The sequence below is a fragment of the Curtobacterium sp. MCLR17_036 genome (genome assembly GCF_003234445.2).
In the GTDB taxonomy this organism is placed as follows: domain Bacteria; phylum Actinomycetota; class Actinomycetes; order Actinomycetales; family Microbacteriaceae; genus Curtobacterium.
The window spans coordinates 876,361-892,265 of the sequence record NZ_CP126269.1; the positions used below are offsets into that span (position 1 = coordinate 876,361).

The 15,905-nt window shown below is 72.4% G+C and carries 16 protein-coding genes; 7 read left to right on the top strand and 9 right to left on the bottom strand.

The features are described from left to right. Positions 1-47 precede the first annotated feature (47 nt). Positions 48-1,313, bottom strand: coding sequence for a winged helix-turn-helix domain-containing protein (locus DEI99_RS04150; protein ID WP_111041569.1), 1,266 nt, complete (start codon positions 1,311-1,313; stop codon positions 48-50). A 93-nt stretch (positions 1,314-1,406) separates the two neighbouring features. Here DEI99_RS04150 and DEI99_RS04155 point away from each other — a divergent pair, with 93 nt between their 5' ends. Both DEI99_RS04155 and ilvA read left to right on the top strand, forming a co-directional pair. Beyond that, on the top strand, positions 1,407-2,654 hold the full coding sequence (locus DEI99_RS04155) for an AI-2E family transporter (RefSeq protein ID WP_258369350.1): 1,248 nt from the start codon (positions 1,407-1,409) through the stop codon (positions 2,652-2,654). 50 nt (positions 2,655-2,704) lie between these two features. Then, positions 2,705-3,964 carry a threonine ammonia-lyase gene (gene ilvA / locus DEI99_RS04160; protein WP_111041568.1) on the top strand — a complete coding sequence of 420 codons (1,260 nt, stop codon included), beginning with the start codon at positions 2,705-2,707 and terminating at the stop codon, positions 3,962-3,964. Between the two features lie 151 nt (positions 3,965-4,115). On the opposite strand, the gene greA is transcribed toward ilvA, so the two are convergent. Together greA and DEI99_RS17205 are read right to left on the bottom strand one after the other, a co-directional pair. Continuing rightward, positions 4,116-4,604, bottom strand: coding sequence for a transcription elongation factor GreA (gene greA / locus DEI99_RS04165; RefSeq protein WP_071253247.1), 489 nt, complete (start codon positions 4,602-4,604; stop codon positions 4,116-4,118). Between the two features lie 71 nt (positions 4,605-4,675). After that, on the bottom strand, positions 4,676-5,206 hold the full coding sequence (locus DEI99_RS17205; RefSeq protein WP_111041567.1) for a DUF4307 domain-containing protein: 531 nt from the start codon (positions 5,204-5,206) through the stop codon (positions 4,676-4,678). A gap of 17 nt (positions 5,207-5,223) precedes the next feature. Here DEI99_RS17205 and mca point away from each other — a divergent pair, with 17 nt between their 5' ends. Together mca and DEI99_RS04180 are read left to right on the top strand one after the other, a co-directional pair. Then, a complete protein-coding gene (mca, locus tag DEI99_RS04175; RefSeq protein WP_111041566.1) occupies positions 5,224-6,114 on the top strand; it encodes a mycothiol conjugate amidase Mca in 891 nt (296 codons plus the stop codon). After that, positions 6,111-6,416 (top strand): hypothetical protein, encoded by a 306-nt coding sequence (locus DEI99_RS04180; RefSeq protein ID WP_111041565.1) that lies wholly within the window; start codon positions 6,111-6,113, stop codon positions 6,414-6,416. The genes mca and DEI99_RS04180 overlap by 4 nt, the downstream gene beginning before the upstream one ends. 145 nt (positions 6,417-6,561) lie before the next feature. Here the strand turns inward: DEI99_RS04180 and trhA are convergent, their stop codons facing one another. Continuing rightward, entirely contained in the window at positions 6,562-7,278 is a 717-nt protein-coding gene (trhA, locus tag DEI99_RS04185; protein WP_111041564.1) for a PAQR family membrane homeostasis protein TrhA, read from the bottom strand. 113 nt (positions 7,279-7,391) lie between these two features. On the opposite strand from trhA, the gene DEI99_RS04190 reads away from it, so the two are divergent. The 3 genes from DEI99_RS04190 to phoH2 all read left to right on the top strand — a co-directional run bounded on the left by DEI99_RS04190 (position 7,392) and on the right by phoH2 (position 11,275). Then, on the top strand, positions 7,392-8,177 hold the full coding sequence (locus DEI99_RS04190; RefSeq protein WP_175472211.1) for an isoprenyl transferase: 786 nt from the start codon (positions 7,392-7,394) through the stop codon (positions 8,175-8,177). Positions 8,178-8,296: 119 nt separating this feature from the next. After that, complete coding sequence (locus DEI99_RS04195; RefSeq protein WP_111041563.1) at positions 8,297-9,406, top strand: aminotransferase class V-fold PLP-dependent enzyme; 1,110 nt, start codon at positions 8,297-8,299, stop codon at positions 9,404-9,406. A gap of 513 nt (positions 9,407-9,919) precedes the next feature. Continuing rightward, positions 9,920-11,275 (top strand): RNA 5'-3' helicase PhoH2, encoded by a 1,356-nt coding sequence (phoH2, locus tag DEI99_RS04200; RefSeq protein ID WP_441294384.1) that lies wholly within the window; start codon positions 9,920-9,922, stop codon positions 11,273-11,275. A 219-nt stretch (positions 11,276-11,494) separates the two neighbouring features. Here the strand turns inward: phoH2 and DEI99_RS04205 are convergent, their stop codons facing one another. The 5 genes from DEI99_RS04205 to xseA form a co-directional block, all read right to left on the bottom strand. Continuing rightward, a complete protein-coding gene (locus tag DEI99_RS04205; RefSeq protein ID WP_258369349.1) occupies positions 11,495-12,913 on the bottom strand; it encodes a class II fumarate hydratase in 1,419 nt (472 codons plus the stop codon). Between the two features lie 94 nt (positions 12,914-13,007). Beyond that, a complete protein-coding gene (locus DEI99_RS04210) occupies positions 13,008-13,622 on the bottom strand; it encodes a carbonic anhydrase (RefSeq protein WP_111041562.1) in 615 nt (204 codons plus the stop codon). A 60-nt stretch (positions 13,623-13,682) separates the two neighbouring features. Next, complete coding sequence (locus tag DEI99_RS04215; RefSeq protein ID WP_111041561.1) at positions 13,683-14,318, bottom strand: DUF4245 domain-containing protein; 636 nt, start codon at positions 14,316-14,318, stop codon at positions 13,683-13,685. After that, positions 14,315-14,557: an exodeoxyribonuclease VII small subunit gene (locus DEI99_RS04220; RefSeq protein WP_111041560.1), complete on the bottom strand. Its 243-nt coding sequence runs from the start codon at positions 14,555-14,557 to the stop codon at positions 14,315-14,317. Before DEI99_RS04220 ends, DEI99_RS04215 begins: the two co-directional genes overlap by 4 nt. A 94-nt stretch (positions 14,558-14,651) precedes the next feature. Further along, on the bottom strand, positions 14,652-15,887 hold the full coding sequence (xseA, locus tag DEI99_RS04225; RefSeq protein WP_111041559.1) for an exodeoxyribonuclease VII large subunit: 1,236 nt from the start codon (positions 15,885-15,887) through the stop codon (positions 14,652-14,654). Positions 15,888-15,905: the final 18 nt, after the last annotated feature.

The following is a 15,905-nucleotide window of genomic DNA, read 5'->3' on the forward strand; positions in this document are numbered from 1 at the left end:
ACCGACGTCCGGGTCGGCGCTGACGAGCGGCGGACGTCGCCGCGCGTTCAGTCGCCGTCGGTCGCGGTCTCCGGGGCCGGCGCGTCGGCGTCGTCGGTGACCTCGTGCGGCACGAGCGCGAGGCCGAGGGCCGCGGCGAGCGGTGCGGCAGCGGTCCCGCGGTCGGTGACCTCGAGCCCGTCCAGGCCCTGCCACGCAGCGGTGCGGCGCAGGGTGTCCGCCAGGCGGTCGGGGTCGAGGTGCTCGCCCGGCTCCTGCCAGGCCGTGCGCACCCGCAGGACCCCGCGCTGCCGGTCGCTCTTCAGGTCGATGCGACCCACCAGGCGGTCGTCCTGCAGCACCGGCAGCACGTAGTAGCCGAACACCCGCTTCGGCGCCGGCGTGTAGATCTCGATCCGGTAGTGGAACCCGTACATCCGCTCGGCTCGTCGCCGGAACCAGACGACCGGGTCGAAGGGGCTCAGGACGGCGTCCACGCGCACCCGTCGGGGAACCGCCGCGTCCGGGTGCAGCCAGGCCCGCTCACGCCACCCCTCGACCGTGACCGGCAGGAGCTCCCCGGCGGCGGTGAGCTCGGCGATGGCGGTCGCGGTGTCGTCCGCCCGCAGTCGGTAGTAGTCGGCGACGTCCGCTCGAGTGCCGACCCCGAGCGCCCGTGTGGCCTGCCGGACGAGGTCCCGCACCGCCTCGGCGCGCGGCGGGGCGGTCTCGAGGAACCCGGCGGGCAGCACCTGCTCGGGCAGTGCGTAGACCCGCTCGAAGCCGGAGCGGCCGGCGCTGACGACCTCGCCCCAGCGGAACATCTGCTCGAGTCCGGTCTTGACGTCGCTCCACCCCCACCAGGGCCCGCGTCGCACGTTCGACTCGTGCTCGACGGCGCTGGCACGCATCGGGCCCTCGGCACGCAGGAGCGCGCGGAGCTCGTGCCGGACGGACTCGGTGCGGGCGACGCCCTCGGCCCGGGTCGGCCCGGCGTCGCGTTCGCGGAACGCGTCCATCCGCCAGCGGAACAGCCGCAGGTCGTCGCGCGGGATGAAGGCGGCCTCGTGCGCCCAGTACTCGGTGTACGGCCCGGTGCGGCCGAGGGTCAACCGGTCGAGCGTCGACCGGTCGTACGCACCGAGCCGGGCGAACAGCGGCAGGTAGTGACTGCGCTCGAACACGTTGACCGAGTCGATCTGCAGCAGCCCGAGCCGCGCGATCGCGACGTTCACCGACCGGGTCGGGACGTCCGTCGACGGGGGCCGTCCGAACCCCTGCGCGGCGAGTGCGACCCGTCGTGCCTCGGCGGCGGAGAGCGTGGTCCTGACCATGCCCTGACGGTACCGGCTCGCGCCGACAGCCCCGTCGGGCCGTCCATGCCGCACGCGGTACCCGACCGGCTGCGCGCCAGTAGGCTCGGCCGCATGGCATGGGGCAAGAAGACGCAATCCGAACCGGTCGTGGTCGACGACGCGGTACCCGCCGGCATGCGGATCGCCGGGGCGTGGTCCTGGCGTGTGCTCGTCGTGGTCGGCGTCGTCGCGGTGTTCGTCTACCTGGTGACGCTGTTCAGCGAGATCCTCATCCCCTTCCTCATCGGGATCGTCGTCGCCGCGCTCCTGGTGCCGCTGTCGAACTGGATGCAGCGCCACCACGTGCCGAAGTGGATCGCGGTCGTCGTCAGCCTGGTCGGGGGCATCGCGGCCGTGGGGGCGCTCATCTGGCTCGTCGTCGACCAGATCGCCGCGGCCTACCCCTCGCTCCGCGACCGCACGCTCTCGCAGTACGACAACATCCGGCAGTTCGTCCTCGACTCGGGCCTCGGCATCAGCCAGAAGGACCTCAACTCGTACCTGAACCAGGCGACCGACTGGCTGCAGAGCAACTCCGGTTCCATCCTGTCCGGGGTCGCGAGCGCCGGCTCGTCGCTGACGCACCTGCTCACCGGCCTGTTCATCGTCATCTTCACCGTGATCTTCCTGCTCATCGACGGCAAGAACGTCTGGCGGTGGACCGTCCGGCTGTTCCCGAAGAACGCCAGGAGCGCGATCGACGGCGCGGGCGTCGCCGGCTGGACGACCCTGACGAGCTTCATCCGCGTGCAGATCTTCGTCGCGTTCGTGGACGCGGTCGGCATCGGCCTCGGCGCCGCGATCCTGCAGCTCCCGCTCGTCGTGCCGATCGCCGTGTTCGTGTTCCTCGGCTCGTTCATCCCGGTCGTCGGTGCGATCGTCACCGGGTTCCTGGCCGTCTTCGTCGCCCTCGTCTTCAACGGGTGGGCGGCCGCCGTCTGGATGCTCCTCGTGATCCTCATCGTGCAGCAGGTCGAGGGGCACATCCTGCAGCCGCTCGTCATAGGCAGCGCGGTCAAGGTGCACCCGCTCGCCGTCGTCCTCGGCGTCACGGCGGCGTCCGGCATCGCGGGCATCGCGGGGGCGTTCTTCGCCGTGCCGCTCATCGCGACCGTCAACTCGATGGTCACGACGATCTCGAGCGGTCGGTGGCGCACGATGGACTCCGACCACGTGCTCGAGGCCAAGCGCGACGCCCACGACGCGAACGTCGCCTCGAAGCGCCGCCGCCGGGTCCTCAAGCTCCGTCGTCGCAACGGCGACGTCCCGCCGCCCGGCTCGGACCAGCAGCCGACCGCGGAGAAGGGCACCGCGGGCTGAGCCGACGTCACGAGTTCGCCGCGGCGGCCGGGAACGACGATGATGGTCCCGTGACCGACACCAGCCCCGCGCCGCAGACCCTCGCCGCGACCCCCACCCTGGCGGACATCGAGGCAGCGCAGCGGACCATCGCCGGTGTCGCCCGGGTCACCCCGATGGAGACCTCGCAGTTCCTCGCCGAGGTCCTCGGCTCCCCGGTGCACCTGAAGTGCGAGAACCTGCAGCGCACCGGCGCGTACAAGGTCCGCGGCGCCTACAACCGGCTGTCCACCCTGTCCCCCGAGCAGCGGGCGAAGGGCGTCGTCGCGGCCAGCGCCGGCAACCACGCCCAGGGCGTCGCGCTCGCGGCCCGCGAGCTCGGGATCCCGGCAACGATCTTCACGCCGGTCGGCGTCGCCCTGCCGAAGCTCCAGGCCACCCGGCACTACGGCGCGGACGTCGTGCTGCGCGGCCACTCCGTGGAAGAGGCACTGAGCGCCGCGAAGGACTTCGCCGCGCACACGGGGGCCGTCTTCATCCCGCCGTTCGACCACCCCGCGGTCATCGCCGGGCAGGGCACCCTCGGGCTCGAGATCATCGACCAGGTGCCCGACGTCGACACGGTCGTCGTGCCGATCGGCGGCGGCGGCGTGATCTCCGGCATCGCGCTGGCCGTCAAGGGCATGGCCGAGCGCCTCGGCCGCGAGATCAAGGTCATCGGGGTGCAGGCCGAGAACGCCGCCGCCTACCCGTCGTCGATCCGCGCGGGCGAGCCGGTCACCATCACGACGACGCCGACGATCGCCGACGGCATCGCGGTCGCGCGACCCGGCGACTGGAACTTCCCGATCATCCGCGACCTGGTCGACGACATCGTCACGGTCTCCGACGACGAGACCGCCCGCGCGCTGCTCGTCCTGCTCGAACGGGCGAAGCTCGTGGTCGAGGCCGCCGGGGCCGTCGGCGTCGCGGCCATCATGTCCGGCGCGGTCCGTGACACCGGTCGCACGGTGGTGCTGCTGAGCGGGGGCAACATCGACCCGCTCATGATGGAGCGCGTGATCACCCGCGGGCTCGTCGCCGCGTCGCGCTACATCGGCATCCGGATCATGCTGCCCGACCGTCCGGGGCAGCTCGCACGGGTCGCGCAGGTCATCTCGGACGCCGGGGCCAACGTGGTCGAGGTGCTGCACACCCGCCACGGCCAGGGGCTCGTCATCAACGAGGTCGCGCTCGACCTGTCGATCGAGTCACGCGGCCCGGAGCACGCGCAGGAGGTCATGCAGCGCCTGCACGAGGTCGGGTTCCGCCCGGAGCTGCTCGAGCACTAGCTCGCGGCCGTCGTCGCGGCCGCCGCGAACCGGTGTCCGCGACGACATCGCTGTCGTACGACGTCCACCGTGTCGCGGGGACGCGACCGGCAGACGGACAGGAGGCCCGTGGCGGTGTCGCCACGGGCCTCCTGTCCGTACCGGGCCGGGTCTACGGCTCGTAACGCTCGATGGCGACCACCTTGACGGCGATCTCCTTGCCGTTGGGCGCCGTGTAGGTCGCCTCGTCGCCGGCCTTGAGGCCGACGATCGCGGCGCCGACGGGGCTGACCGGGCTGTAGACGGTGAGGTCGGAGCCCTCGGCGACGATCTCGCGGCTGCCGACCAGGAACGTCGACTCGTCGCCGGCGATGACCGCGGTCACGACGGTGCCGGGCTCGACGGTGCCGTCGAACGTGGCCTCGCTGACGGTGGCGTGCTTGAGCAGGTCGGTGAGGACGCGGATGCGCGCCTCGATCTTGCCCTGCTCGTCCTTCGCGGCGTGGTAGCCGCCGTTCTCCTTGAGGTCGCCTTCTTCGCGGGCGGCCTCGATGCGGCGCGCGATCTCGGCGCGGCCCTCGCCGCTCAGCTCGTCGAGCTCCGCCTGGAGGCGGTCGTGCGCCTCTTGGGTCAGCCAGGTGACCTGCGTGTCGTTGCTCATCTTCAGTCCCTTCGACCAAGAAAAAACGAGACCGGCCGAGTGGTCGGTCTCGAGGGGCGAATCACGACAGTCTAGGGAACCCAGCAGTCGTGGATCAAGCCGGTGACGCCACGGATCGTGGTCGTGACCTCGGTGCTGACGCTGCGGGTGCGCTGGTCCGAGGCGGGGAGGGTGATCTCCTTCCACCCCACGATCGAGTAGCTCTTGTCCAGGACCTGCACGGCGCACTTCGCCTCGACACCCGGGTCGACCGAGACCTGGGAGTGCACGACCGTGCTGTGGTCGGACAGGACCTCGTACCCGATGACGTCGTCGGTGAGCCCGCGGTCGGACTGGTCGAGACCGGCCCAGACCACCCAGGCACCGAACACCACCACCACGCCGATCGCGGCGGCGATCGCGACGACCTTGCTGCGACGGGCCCGGGCCGGGGTGCGGCCGTAGCGCTCGTCGAGGGTGGCGGTGTGCAGCTGATCGGACAGTTCGGGGCTCCCGGGGTGATTATCCTGATCCCAGGGTAGTTCACGTGTCGCTGTGCGCTGCCCGCGCGCGGGGTCCGCGCTCCGTGCCCTCGCTGCTCGTCCCCTGCTCAGCCCGCTCAGCCACGTGAGGAAGTCCTGTGCCGTACCGCCTGCTGGCCGTCCACGCCCACCCCGACGACGAGTCGAGCAAGGGTGCGGCGACCGCCGCGAAGTACGTCGCCGACGGCCACCAGGTCCTCGTCGTCTCGTGCACCGGCGGCGAGGCCGGTGACATCCTCAACGACCAGCTCGGCGAACCCGCCACGAGCCGGGCCCACCGCGACATGGCCGGGTACCGTCGCACCGAGATGGCCGCCGCCCAGGCTGCGCTCGGCATCGACCACCTGTGGCTCGGCTACCACGACTCCGGGTTGCCGGACGCCGAGAAGGGCGAGACCGTGCGCCCCGGCACGTTCTCGACGGTCCCGCTCGAGTACTCGACCGAGGCGCTCGTCCGCGTGGTCCGGCGGTTCCGCCCGCACGTGCTCGTCACCTACGACGAGAACGGCGGCTACCCGCACCCCGACCACATCCGCACGCACGAGGTCTCGATGGCCGCGTGGACCGCCGCCGCCGACCCCTCGGCGTACCCGGACGCCGGTGCGCCGTGGTCGATCGCGAAGCTCTACTACGAGCGCACGATGAACCCGCGCCGCTTCCGCACGATCTTCGAGGCGCTGCGCGACCGCGACCCGGACAGCCCCGCCGTCGAGCAGCTGCGCGAGTGGGTCGAGCGGTTCGCGGACCGGCCGGACCTCGCCACCACGCACGTCGACGTGCACGAGCACTTCGACGCCCGCGACGCCGCGCTGCGTGCGCACGCCAGCCAGGTGCCGCCGGACAGCGCCTTCTTCTACTGGCCGAACGACCTGCTCGCGACGGTGTGGCCGACCGAGGACTACCAGCTCGTCGAGTCGCGAGTGCCGACCGACCTCCCGGAGACCGACCTGTTCGCCGGGATCCCTGCCGACAAGGAAACGACCGCGTGAGCACCATCGCGGCGGCACTCGCCGCCACCCCCACCCCCAGTCCGTCGGTCGTCCCGGACGTCGACGTCACCCCTGGTGTCGTCGGGTTCATCGCGATCGCCCTCGTCGCGATCGTGACGATCCTGCTCGTCGTCGACATGACGCGGCGCATCCGCCGCACCCGTTACCGCGCCGAGGTGCGCGAGCGGCTCGAGGCGGCGGTCAACGGCTCCGCCGAGGGCGGTGCCGCGACGGACGAGCCGGAGCGCCGAGCCACCGAGGACGGGCGCGCCGACGTCGGGGACGACACCGAGCGCGGCTAGCCGCCACTGCACGACGACCCGGGGCGGCCAGCGGGTCGAGCGCGCGGGGCGAGCTGTTCAGTGCAGCGGGGCGAACTGCTCAGTGCACCGGGGCGAGTTGCTCGGCGCGTCGGGGCGAGCTGCTCGGCGCACCGGGTCGAGGTGCTCAGCGCACCGGATCGAGGGCGACGATGAGGACGCCGGCCCACTGCGCGGCGAAGGCGACGACGGTCAGCGCGTGGAAGACCTCGTGGAAGCCGAACACCGTCGGGGCCGGGTTCGGCCGCTTGAAGCCGTACACGACGGCCCCGATGACGTAGGCGAGCCCACCCGAGAGCACCAGCACGGTCATCGGCACGCTGGCCGCGAAGAACTGCGGCAGCAAGCCGAGCGCCGCGCACCCGAGCACGAGGTAGATCGGCACGTACAGCCACCGCGGCGCGTCGACCCAGAGCACCCGGAACGCGATGCCGAGTGCGGCGCCGGACCACATGACCCAGAGCACGCCCACCATGAGCCCGTGGGGCAGGGCGCAGATCGCGATCGGCGTGTACGTGCCCGAGATGAGCAGCAGGATGTTCGTGTGGTCGATGCGCTTGAGCACCCGCTTGACCGTCGGCCCCCACGGGAACCGGTGGTAGGTCGCCGACACCCCGAACATCGCCAGCGACGTCGCCATGAAGACGGCACTGCCGACCTTCGCGGCGGTGCTGCCGGCCAGCACGATGAGCACGATCCCCATCGCGACGGCGAACGGGAACGCGCCGAGGTGGATCCAGCCGCGCCAGGCGGGCCGCGGTTCGTCGGCGACCGGACCGGCCGACGCGGCCTCGTCGGTGAACGGGACGTGGGGGAGTGTCGTCGTGTCGCGTTCGTCCTGCATGGTCCGACCCTAGGGCCAGCGGCCGGACGCCCGCCCCGAGTCGGCGGGGGATCGACGGGACGTCGGCTGGGCACTCGGGACGTGCCGTGCGGGGGTGCACTACGCTCGGTGCCGTGACCGGCAGGCTGGGATGGGCAGGACGAGGGATCCTCTACCGCGCCTACCAGAGCCGCATCCGGCGTCGGATCGACGGCTCCGCGAAGCCGAAGCACGTCGCCATGATCGTCGACGGCAACCGTCGCTGGGCGAAGCAGCTCGGGCTCGAGTCCGCCGCGCACGGCCACCGTGCCGGGGCCGCGAAGATCCCGGAGTTCCTGACGTGGTGCGACGACCTCGGCATCGAGGTCGTGACGCTCTACCTGCTCTCCGCCGACAACCTGACCGGCCGCGGCGGCCGCGAGCTCGAGGAACTCGTCGGCATCATCGCCGACCTCGCCGGGGTGCTCGCCGACAACCGGGACTGGCGGGTGCAGCACGTCGGCTCGAACGAGGGGCTGCCCGCACCGCTCGTCGCCGCGCTCGAACGGGCCGAGGCCCGCACCACCGGACGCACCGGGCTGCACGTCAACCTGGCGGTCGGGTACGGCGGACGCCGTGAGATCGCCGATGCCATGCGCAGCATCGTGCAGGCCCACGGGGCCGGCGGCGGCACGATCGACACCCTGGCCGAGGTCCTGACGCCGGAGCTCATCGGCGACCACCTGTACACCCAGGGGCAGCCGGACCCCGACCTCGTCATCCGCACCTCGGGCGAGCAGCGGTTGTCCGACTTCATGCTCTGGCAGAGCGCGCACAGCGAGTTCTACTTCGTCGAGGCGCTCTACCCCGACCTGCGCGAGGTCGACTTCCTGCGCGCCGTGCGCGACTTCGGGCTGCGGTCGCGGCGCTTCGGCGGCTGAGCGCGGCAGCGACCGGTCCGTCGCGTCGCCGACGGGCAGGCCACTCGGCGCACCCCGGTTCGTCGGTCGGAAGCGGCTCCCAGTAAGCTCACCGGGTTGTCCTGCGAAAGGTGCGCCCTGTGAACATCGACGAGTACGCCGCCGGTTTCTCCGAGGACCCCGGCTACCTCGACCACGCCGCGTTCGGCCCCGTGCAGACCGCCGTGCTCGAGGAGCAGCGCGTCCTCGGCACCATCCAGGCCCACATGCGCTTCGGCGCGATGGAGACCCTCGACGAGCAGGATGCCCGCGTCCGCACGGTCGCCGCCCGGCTCGTCGGCCGCCGCGAGGACCAGGTCGTCTCGCAGACCGCGACCACCCCGGGCCTGCTGCACGCCGCCTTCGGGATGACCGGCGGTGTGCTCGTGTCCGCCGACGAGTACCCGTCGCTGCCCCTCGCACTGGCCAGTGCCGCGTCGGCGACGGGCGGCCGGGTGCAGCCCGTCGTCATCGAGTCCGGAGCCGGCTGGATGACCCCGTCGCTCATCCGCGAGCGCCTGACCGACGACGTCACCGCGGTCGCGGTGTCCCTGGTCGACTGGCGCACCGGCTACCTGGCGGACCTCGCGGGCATCCGCGAGGTCATCGGCGACCGCCTGCTCGTCCTCGACGCCATCCAGGGCTTCGGCGTCGTCGACGCCCCGTACGAACTCGCCGACGTCGTCGCCACCGGCGGCCAGAAGTGGCTGCACGCCGGCTGGGGCACCGGCTTCGCGGCGTTCAGCGACCGCGCCCTGAACCGGCTGCGTCCCGCGCTCTCCGGCCCGCACGGCACGACCGGGTGGCCGCTCGAGGTGCCCTCGGTCCGCCCGGGGGCCGCCGGCTACCAGATGACCCGCACCGACCCGGTCGCCCAGGCGCGGCTCGCGGTGTCGCTCGACCGCCTGACCGAGGTCGGCACCGCGGCCGTGCAGCAGCGGGTCGCCGAGCGCGTCGAGCGGGTGTTCGACATCGCGGACGAGTTCGGCCTCGAGGTCGAGTCGAGCCGCGACCCCGCCGAGCGCGCCGGCATCGTCGTGCTCCGCCCGCCGCAGGGCGGGTTGACCGCGCTGTCCGCGGCGCTGCACAACCACGGCGTCACCGCGACGACGCGGCTCGGGGTCGCACGGGTGTCCGTCTTCGCCTCGACCACCGACGAGACACTCGGCATGTTCCGGGACGCCTGCGTCTCGTACGCGACGCTGCGGTAGCAGCGTCGTGTGCCGCCCGTCCGGGGCAGGCGAGCGGTCACGACACCCCGCTCACGTCCGCCGGGTGGTCACCACCTGTCGGCTGGCACCGTCCCACCCGACCGTTCGTGACCGGTCCGGGCACCCCGCGCGACGAGTCGCGACCAACGGACGGACTGGAGGCGCGGTGCCAGGCCGCCACGGGCCTCCCGGCCGCAGCAGGCGAGCGGTCACCACACGCCGCTCACGTCCGCCGGGCGGTCACCACTTGTCGGCCGGAGCGGCCGCAGCCGACAGTTCGTGACCAGTCGGCCGATCAGCCCGACCGCGTCGCGCGCCGCGCGCCGCGTTGTTCACGTGGGCGTCACCGTGCGGACCGCGTGTCGCTGGCGCTGTGTCGGGGGCCGGACGTAGCTTGTCCCCATCGGGCACCGCGCCCGATCGAAGCGGCCACAGTCGGTGCTTCGGGACCCGCTCCACGGCCGCGTTCGAGGACATGGACCGGGCCGAACGCGGCCCGGGGATGGAGTGGTCGTGACCTCTCAGAACGTCTCACGCGGTACCTCCCAGCAGCGCACCGCGGACTCGTCCGCACCGGTCGCCCAGCGCACGTACGTGCTCGACACCTCGGTGCTCCTCAGCGATCCGCGGGCGTTGTTCCGCTTCGCCGAGCACGCCGTCGTCCTGCCCGTCGTGGTCGTCAGCGAACTCGAGGCGAAGCGCGCCGACCCCGAGATCGGGTACTTCGCGCGGCAGGCCCTCCGGCTCCTCGACGAGCTGCGCATCGAGCACGAACGACTCGACTTCCCGATCGCGATCGGTGACGGCGGCTCCTTCCGCGTCGAGCTGAACCACTCCAACCAGTCCGTCCTGCCGTCGGGGCTGCAGCTCGGGGACAACGACTCCCGGATCCTCGCCGTCGCATCGAACCTCAAGAACGACGGCCTCGACGTCGTCGTCGTGTCGAAGGACCTGCCGCTCCGGGTCAAGGCATCGTCGATCGGCATGGCGGCCGAGGAGTACCGCGCGGAACTCGCGGTCGACTCCGGCTACACCGGCATCACCGACCTGCAGGTGTCCGGCGACCAGATGGCGGACCTCTACGACAAGGAGGAGATCCGCTCCGCCGACCTGGCGGACGTCCCCGTGAACACCGGCGTCGTCATCCACTCGGAGCGGGGCTCGGCACTCGGCCGCGTGCACACCGCGGGCGCCGTCGCGCTCGTGCGCGGGGACCGCGAGGTCTTCGGCCTCCGCGGCCGGTCGGCGGAGCAGCGGCTCGCGATCGACGCGCTGCTCGACCCCGAGATCGGCATCGTCTCGCTCGGCGGCAGCGCCGGCACGGGCAAGTCGGCGCTCGCCCTGTGCGCCGGGCTCGAGGCGGTGCTCGAACGCCAGCAGCACAAGAAGATCATGGTCTTCCGCCCGCTCTACGCCGTGGGCGGCCAGGAGCTCGGGTTCCTGCCGGGCGACGCCTCGGAGAAGATGAACCCGTGGGCGCAGGCGGTCTACGACACCCTCGGTGCCCTGGTGTCGGACAACGTCCTCGACGAGGTCGTCGAGCGGGGCATGCTCGAGGTGCTCCCGCTCACGCACATCCGCGGCCGGTCCCTGCACGACGCGTTCGTCATCGTGGACGAGGCCCAGTCCCTCGAGCGCAACGTGCTGCTCACGATGCTGTCCCGCATCGGGCAGAACTCGCGGGTGGTGCTCACCCACGACGTCGCACAGCGGGACAACCTGCGGGTCGGCCGGCACGACGGCATCGCCTCGGTCATCGAGCGGCTGAAGGGGCACCCCCTGTTCGCCCACGTCACGCTGACCCGGTCCGAGCGCTCGGCCATCGCCGCGCTCGTGACCGACCTGCTCGACTCGCCCGACCTCGTGTAGGGACGCGGCTTCGGCCGGGGCTCGGCTCCGGCCGGAGCCGGCTCCGGCCGGCCTCGGAACCAGGTTCCGGACACAGCACCGCGGATGTCCGCGGTGCTGTGTCCGTTCCGTGGTTCCGCCGCGGGCGCGGGCGCGCCGACGCTGCGCGCGCGACGGACGGGAGGCGCGGTGCCAGCTGGCACCGCGCCTCCCGTCCGTCCGTCGTGACGTCTCGCTGCGTCAGCTCGGGTGGGTCATGCTCAGGACGTCGAGGGCCTCGTCGAGCTGCGCCTCGGTGACCTCGCCGCGCTCGACGTGCCCGAGGGCGACGACGGCCTCGCGCACGGTGATGCCCTCGGCGACCGCGTACTTCGCGACCTTGGCGGCCGCCTCGTAACCGATCACGCGGTTGAGCGGGGTCACGATCGACGGCGAGGACTCGGCGAAGGCCCGCGCCCGCTCGAGGTTCGCCTGGAGCCCGTCGATGGTCTTGTCGGCGAGCACCCGCGAGCTGTTCGCGAGCAGGCGGATCGACTCGAGCAGCGCCGTGCCCATGACCGGGATCGCGACGTTGAGCTCGAAGGCACCGGACGCGCCGGCCCAGGCAATCGTGGCGTCGTTGCCGATCACCCGGGCGCCGACCATCAGGGTGGCCTCGGGGATCACCGGGTTCACCTTGCCGGGCATGATCGACGAACCCGGCTGCAGGTCGGGGATGTGCAGCTCACCCAGGCCCGTGTTCGGCCCGGAACCCATCCACCGCAGGTCGTTGTTGATCTTCGTCAGGCTGACCGCGAGCACCTTGAGCGCACCCGACGCCTCGACCAGGGCGTCGCGTGCGCCCTGCGCCTCGAAGTGGTCGACCGCCTCGGTGATCGGCAGGTCGGTGTCGCTCGCGAGTTGGGCGATCACCCGCTGTGGGAAACCGGTCGGGGTGTTGATGCCGGTACCGACCGCGGTGCCGCCGAGCGGGACCTCGGCGACGCGGGGGAGCGTCGCCTGCACGCGCTCGATGCCGAGGCGGATCTGGCGTGCGTAGCCGCCGAACTCCTGGCCGAGGGTGACCGGGGTCGCGTCCATCAGGTGCGTGCGGCCGGACTTCACGGCGTCGGCCCACAGGGTGGCCTTCGCCTCGAGCGACTCGGCGAGGTGCTCGAGCGCGGGCACGAGGGTGCGGAGCAGTGCCTCGGTCACGGCGACGTGGACCGAGGTGGGGAAGACGTCGTTCGAGGACTGCGACGCGTTGACGTGGTCGTTCGGGTGCACCGCCGAGCCGGCGATGTCCGACGCCAGCGTCGCCAGGACCTCGTTCATGTTCATGTTCGACGAGGTGCCGCTGCCGGTCTGGTAGACGTCGACGGGGAACTGGTCGTGGTGCTGCCCGCCGATGATCAGGTCGGCCGCACCGGCGATGGCGTCGGCGACGGCCGGCTCGACGATGCCGAGTTCGCCGTTCACGATCGCCGCGGCGCGCTTGATGCGGGCGAGGGCCACGATCTGCGCCGACTCGAGCCCGGTGCCCGAGATCGGGAAGTTCTCGACGGCGCGCTGCGTCTGGGCCCGGTAGAGCGCCGACCGCGGCACCCGGACCTCGCCCATGGTGTCGTGCTCGATGCGGAACTCGGTCTCGGCGGTGTCGGTCGCAGTGGTGTCGGTCACGTCGTCGTGGTCCTTCCTGGGTGCTCGCCGGTCGCGGTCGCGCCGGCCCGTGCGGGTGCCCCGGGGTCGCCGGGGCGGGCGTCGTCGGGGTCGGTCAGGCCTGTCCGACGACGGTGTCGATGGTGACCTCTCCGGTGGCGAGGTCGTAGGTCGCCCCGACGACGGCCAATCTACCCTCGGCCACCGCGTCGGAGACGGCGCCGGAGCGCTCGATCACCTGGGCGAGCGTGGCCTCGAGGTGTGCGGCGCCGACTGCCTCTTGTGGCAGGTCGGCGTCGGTCCGGCGGACCTTCTCGACGCTCGGGGCGATGGCGTCGACGAGGGCCTGCAGGTGCGGGGCCGGCACCGGCTCGCCGGAGCGGGCGGCCGCCACGGCGCCGCAGCGGGTGTGCCGCAGGACGACGACGAGCGGGGTGCCGAGGGCGACGACGGCGAACTCGATGGACCCGAGGACGACGTCGTCGAGGATCTGGCCGGCGTTGCGGATGGCGAACAGGTCGCCGATGCCCGCGTCGAAGACGTGCTCGAACGGCACGCGCGAGTCCGAGCAGCCGAGGACGGTGGCGAACGGCGCCTGCGAGCCCTCGAGCTCGGTGCGGCGGTCCGGGTCGACGCGGCCCATGCGGCGCTTGTCGGCGGCGAAGCGGGCGTTGCCCTCGACGAGCAGTCGGAGGGCCTCGGACGGGGTGGCGGCGGCGCGGTCGGGCATGGGTTCCTCGGGTGGGGTCGGGTCGTTTCGGGTCGGTCTGGGTCGGGGTGCGGCCGGCCGCTACCGGTCGAGCTGCTCGGCGACGGCGGTGGCGACCGTCCGGAACGACCGGTCGTCGGCGGTGCCGGAGAGCACGATCGTGTTCGTGCCCATCGTCGTGACGAGCGCGTAGGACAGGTTGCCGGCGTCACGCCCCTCGGAGCGGCGGTCGTACACGGTCCACTTCGTGTCGTCGATCGTGCGGGAGCCGGTCGAGGCGCGCTGGTCGAGCTGGTTCGACACCCAGGTGCCGTTCGCCGAGATGCCCTGCTGCACGCGGATGAACTGCTCGTCCGGGGTCAGCAGGCCCAGCGTCCAGACGTCGACGCCGTCCGAGGTCTTGTCGGAGAAGTCCGCCCGGTTCGCGGTGTACCCGTCCGGCAGGGTCGGCGCCGCCAGCGTCACGCCGTCGACGTGTGCCTTCGCCGCGATCTGCTGGTAGTCGACGGAGCGGTCGACGGTGGTGTCCGGACGGACGACCACGGCGACGAGGAAGAGCACGATGCCGAGCGAGGCGATGAGCGCGATGACGAGGTTGAACGCCGTCTGGTGCTGCCGACGGGCGGTGCGGGCGGCGTCCTTGCGCGCCCAGGTCTCCTCCGCCGTCTCGGCACGACCGAGCTCGGCGACGATCGGGCGGCCGTCTGCGTCGGTCATCGGGCGGAGCCGTCCTCGGTGGTCGTCGCGCGGGCGGCGTCGAGGCGGGCGCGCGCGCCGACCAACCACTCCTCGCACCGGGCGGCCAGGAGCTCGCCGCGCTCCCAGAGCGCCAGCGAACGCTCGAGCGTGGCGGACCCCTGCTCGAGTTCGCTCACGACGCGGACGAGTTCGTCGCGGGCCGCTTCGTAGCTCAGCGACTGGACGTCGGTCTGCTCGGGTTCCTGCTGGGATGGCACGACTCGATCCTACCGAGCGCCCACCGACGCGCGGTCGCCCCGGCAGGACCTGTGGAGAACGGGTGCGCCGCGGTCTGGGCCCTGCGTTCCGGGCTCAGGCGCCGTCGGGCCCGGTGCCGTCCTGCTCGAGCGTGCCGGTGGCGGTGCCCGCGCCGAGCGTCACCCGCACCGGCGTCGGGCCGGTCAGGTCGCCGGCGGCCCGCACCACGCCCCCGTCGGCGCGCTGCACGATCGCGTAGCCGCGGCGCAGGGTGTCCCGGGGCGACAGCGCCCGGAGTCGGGCGGTCAGGTGTCCGACCTCGGCGTGCCCGCGCTCGAGGCGACGGTCGAGCAGCTCGCGCGCCCGGGACAGGTCGCGCGCGACCTCTTCCGCACGGGTGTCGACGAGCCACGCGGTCGAGGCCAGCGCCGGACGGGACCGCAGCGCGGCGATCCGGTCGGCCTCGACCGACAGCGTGTGCGACAGCCGGAGCCCGAGCCGGGCGCGGGCCTGCCGCACGTTCGCGAGCTCCTCGGCGACGTCGGGCACCACGCGCTTCGCGGCGTCGGTGGGCGTCGACGCCCGCAGGTCGGCCACCTCGTCGAGGATGGGGCGGTCGGCCTCGTGCCCGATCGCGGAGACGATCGGGGTCGCGGCGGCCGCAGCAGCCCGGACGAGCCCTTCGTCGCTGAAGCCGAGCAGGTTCTGGAAGTCGCCGCCGCCCCGGGCGATGACGATCACGTCGACGGACGGGTCGGCGTCGAGCTCGAGGATGGCGGCGGTGACCTCGGCCACCGTGCGCTCGCCCTGCACCGCGGTGTGCACGGTGCGGAACTCGACCTGCGGCCACCGGAGCTGCGCGTTGCGCTTGACGTCCTTCTCGGCGTCGGAGTCCTTGCCGGTGATGAGTCCGATGCGGTGCGGCAGGAACGGCAGGCGCTTCTTGCGCGCCGGGTCGAACAGACCCTCGTCGGCCAGGGTGCGCCGGAGCCGCTCCAGCCGTTCGAGCAGGTCGCCGAGGCCGACGTGCTTCATCTCGACGACCTGCATGGTCAGCGAGCCGCCCTTGACCCAGTAGTTCGGCTTGACGGCCGCGACGACCCGGTCGCCCTGCTTGATGTCCGACGGCACCCGGGAGCGCACGCTCGACCAGATCGAGAAGGACACCGTCGCGTCGACCTCGACGTCCTTGAGCTTGCCGTAGACGTTGCCGCCGGCGACGTTCCACTGGGTGATCTCGCCCTCGACCCAGGCGGTGCCGAGGCGGTCGATCCAGTCGCGGATCTTCGCGCCGAGCAGCGCGACGGGCCACGGGTTGTCGGCCGTCGGCGGGCCCTGTTCGATCGCCATGTCGCTCCTTGTCGTGCG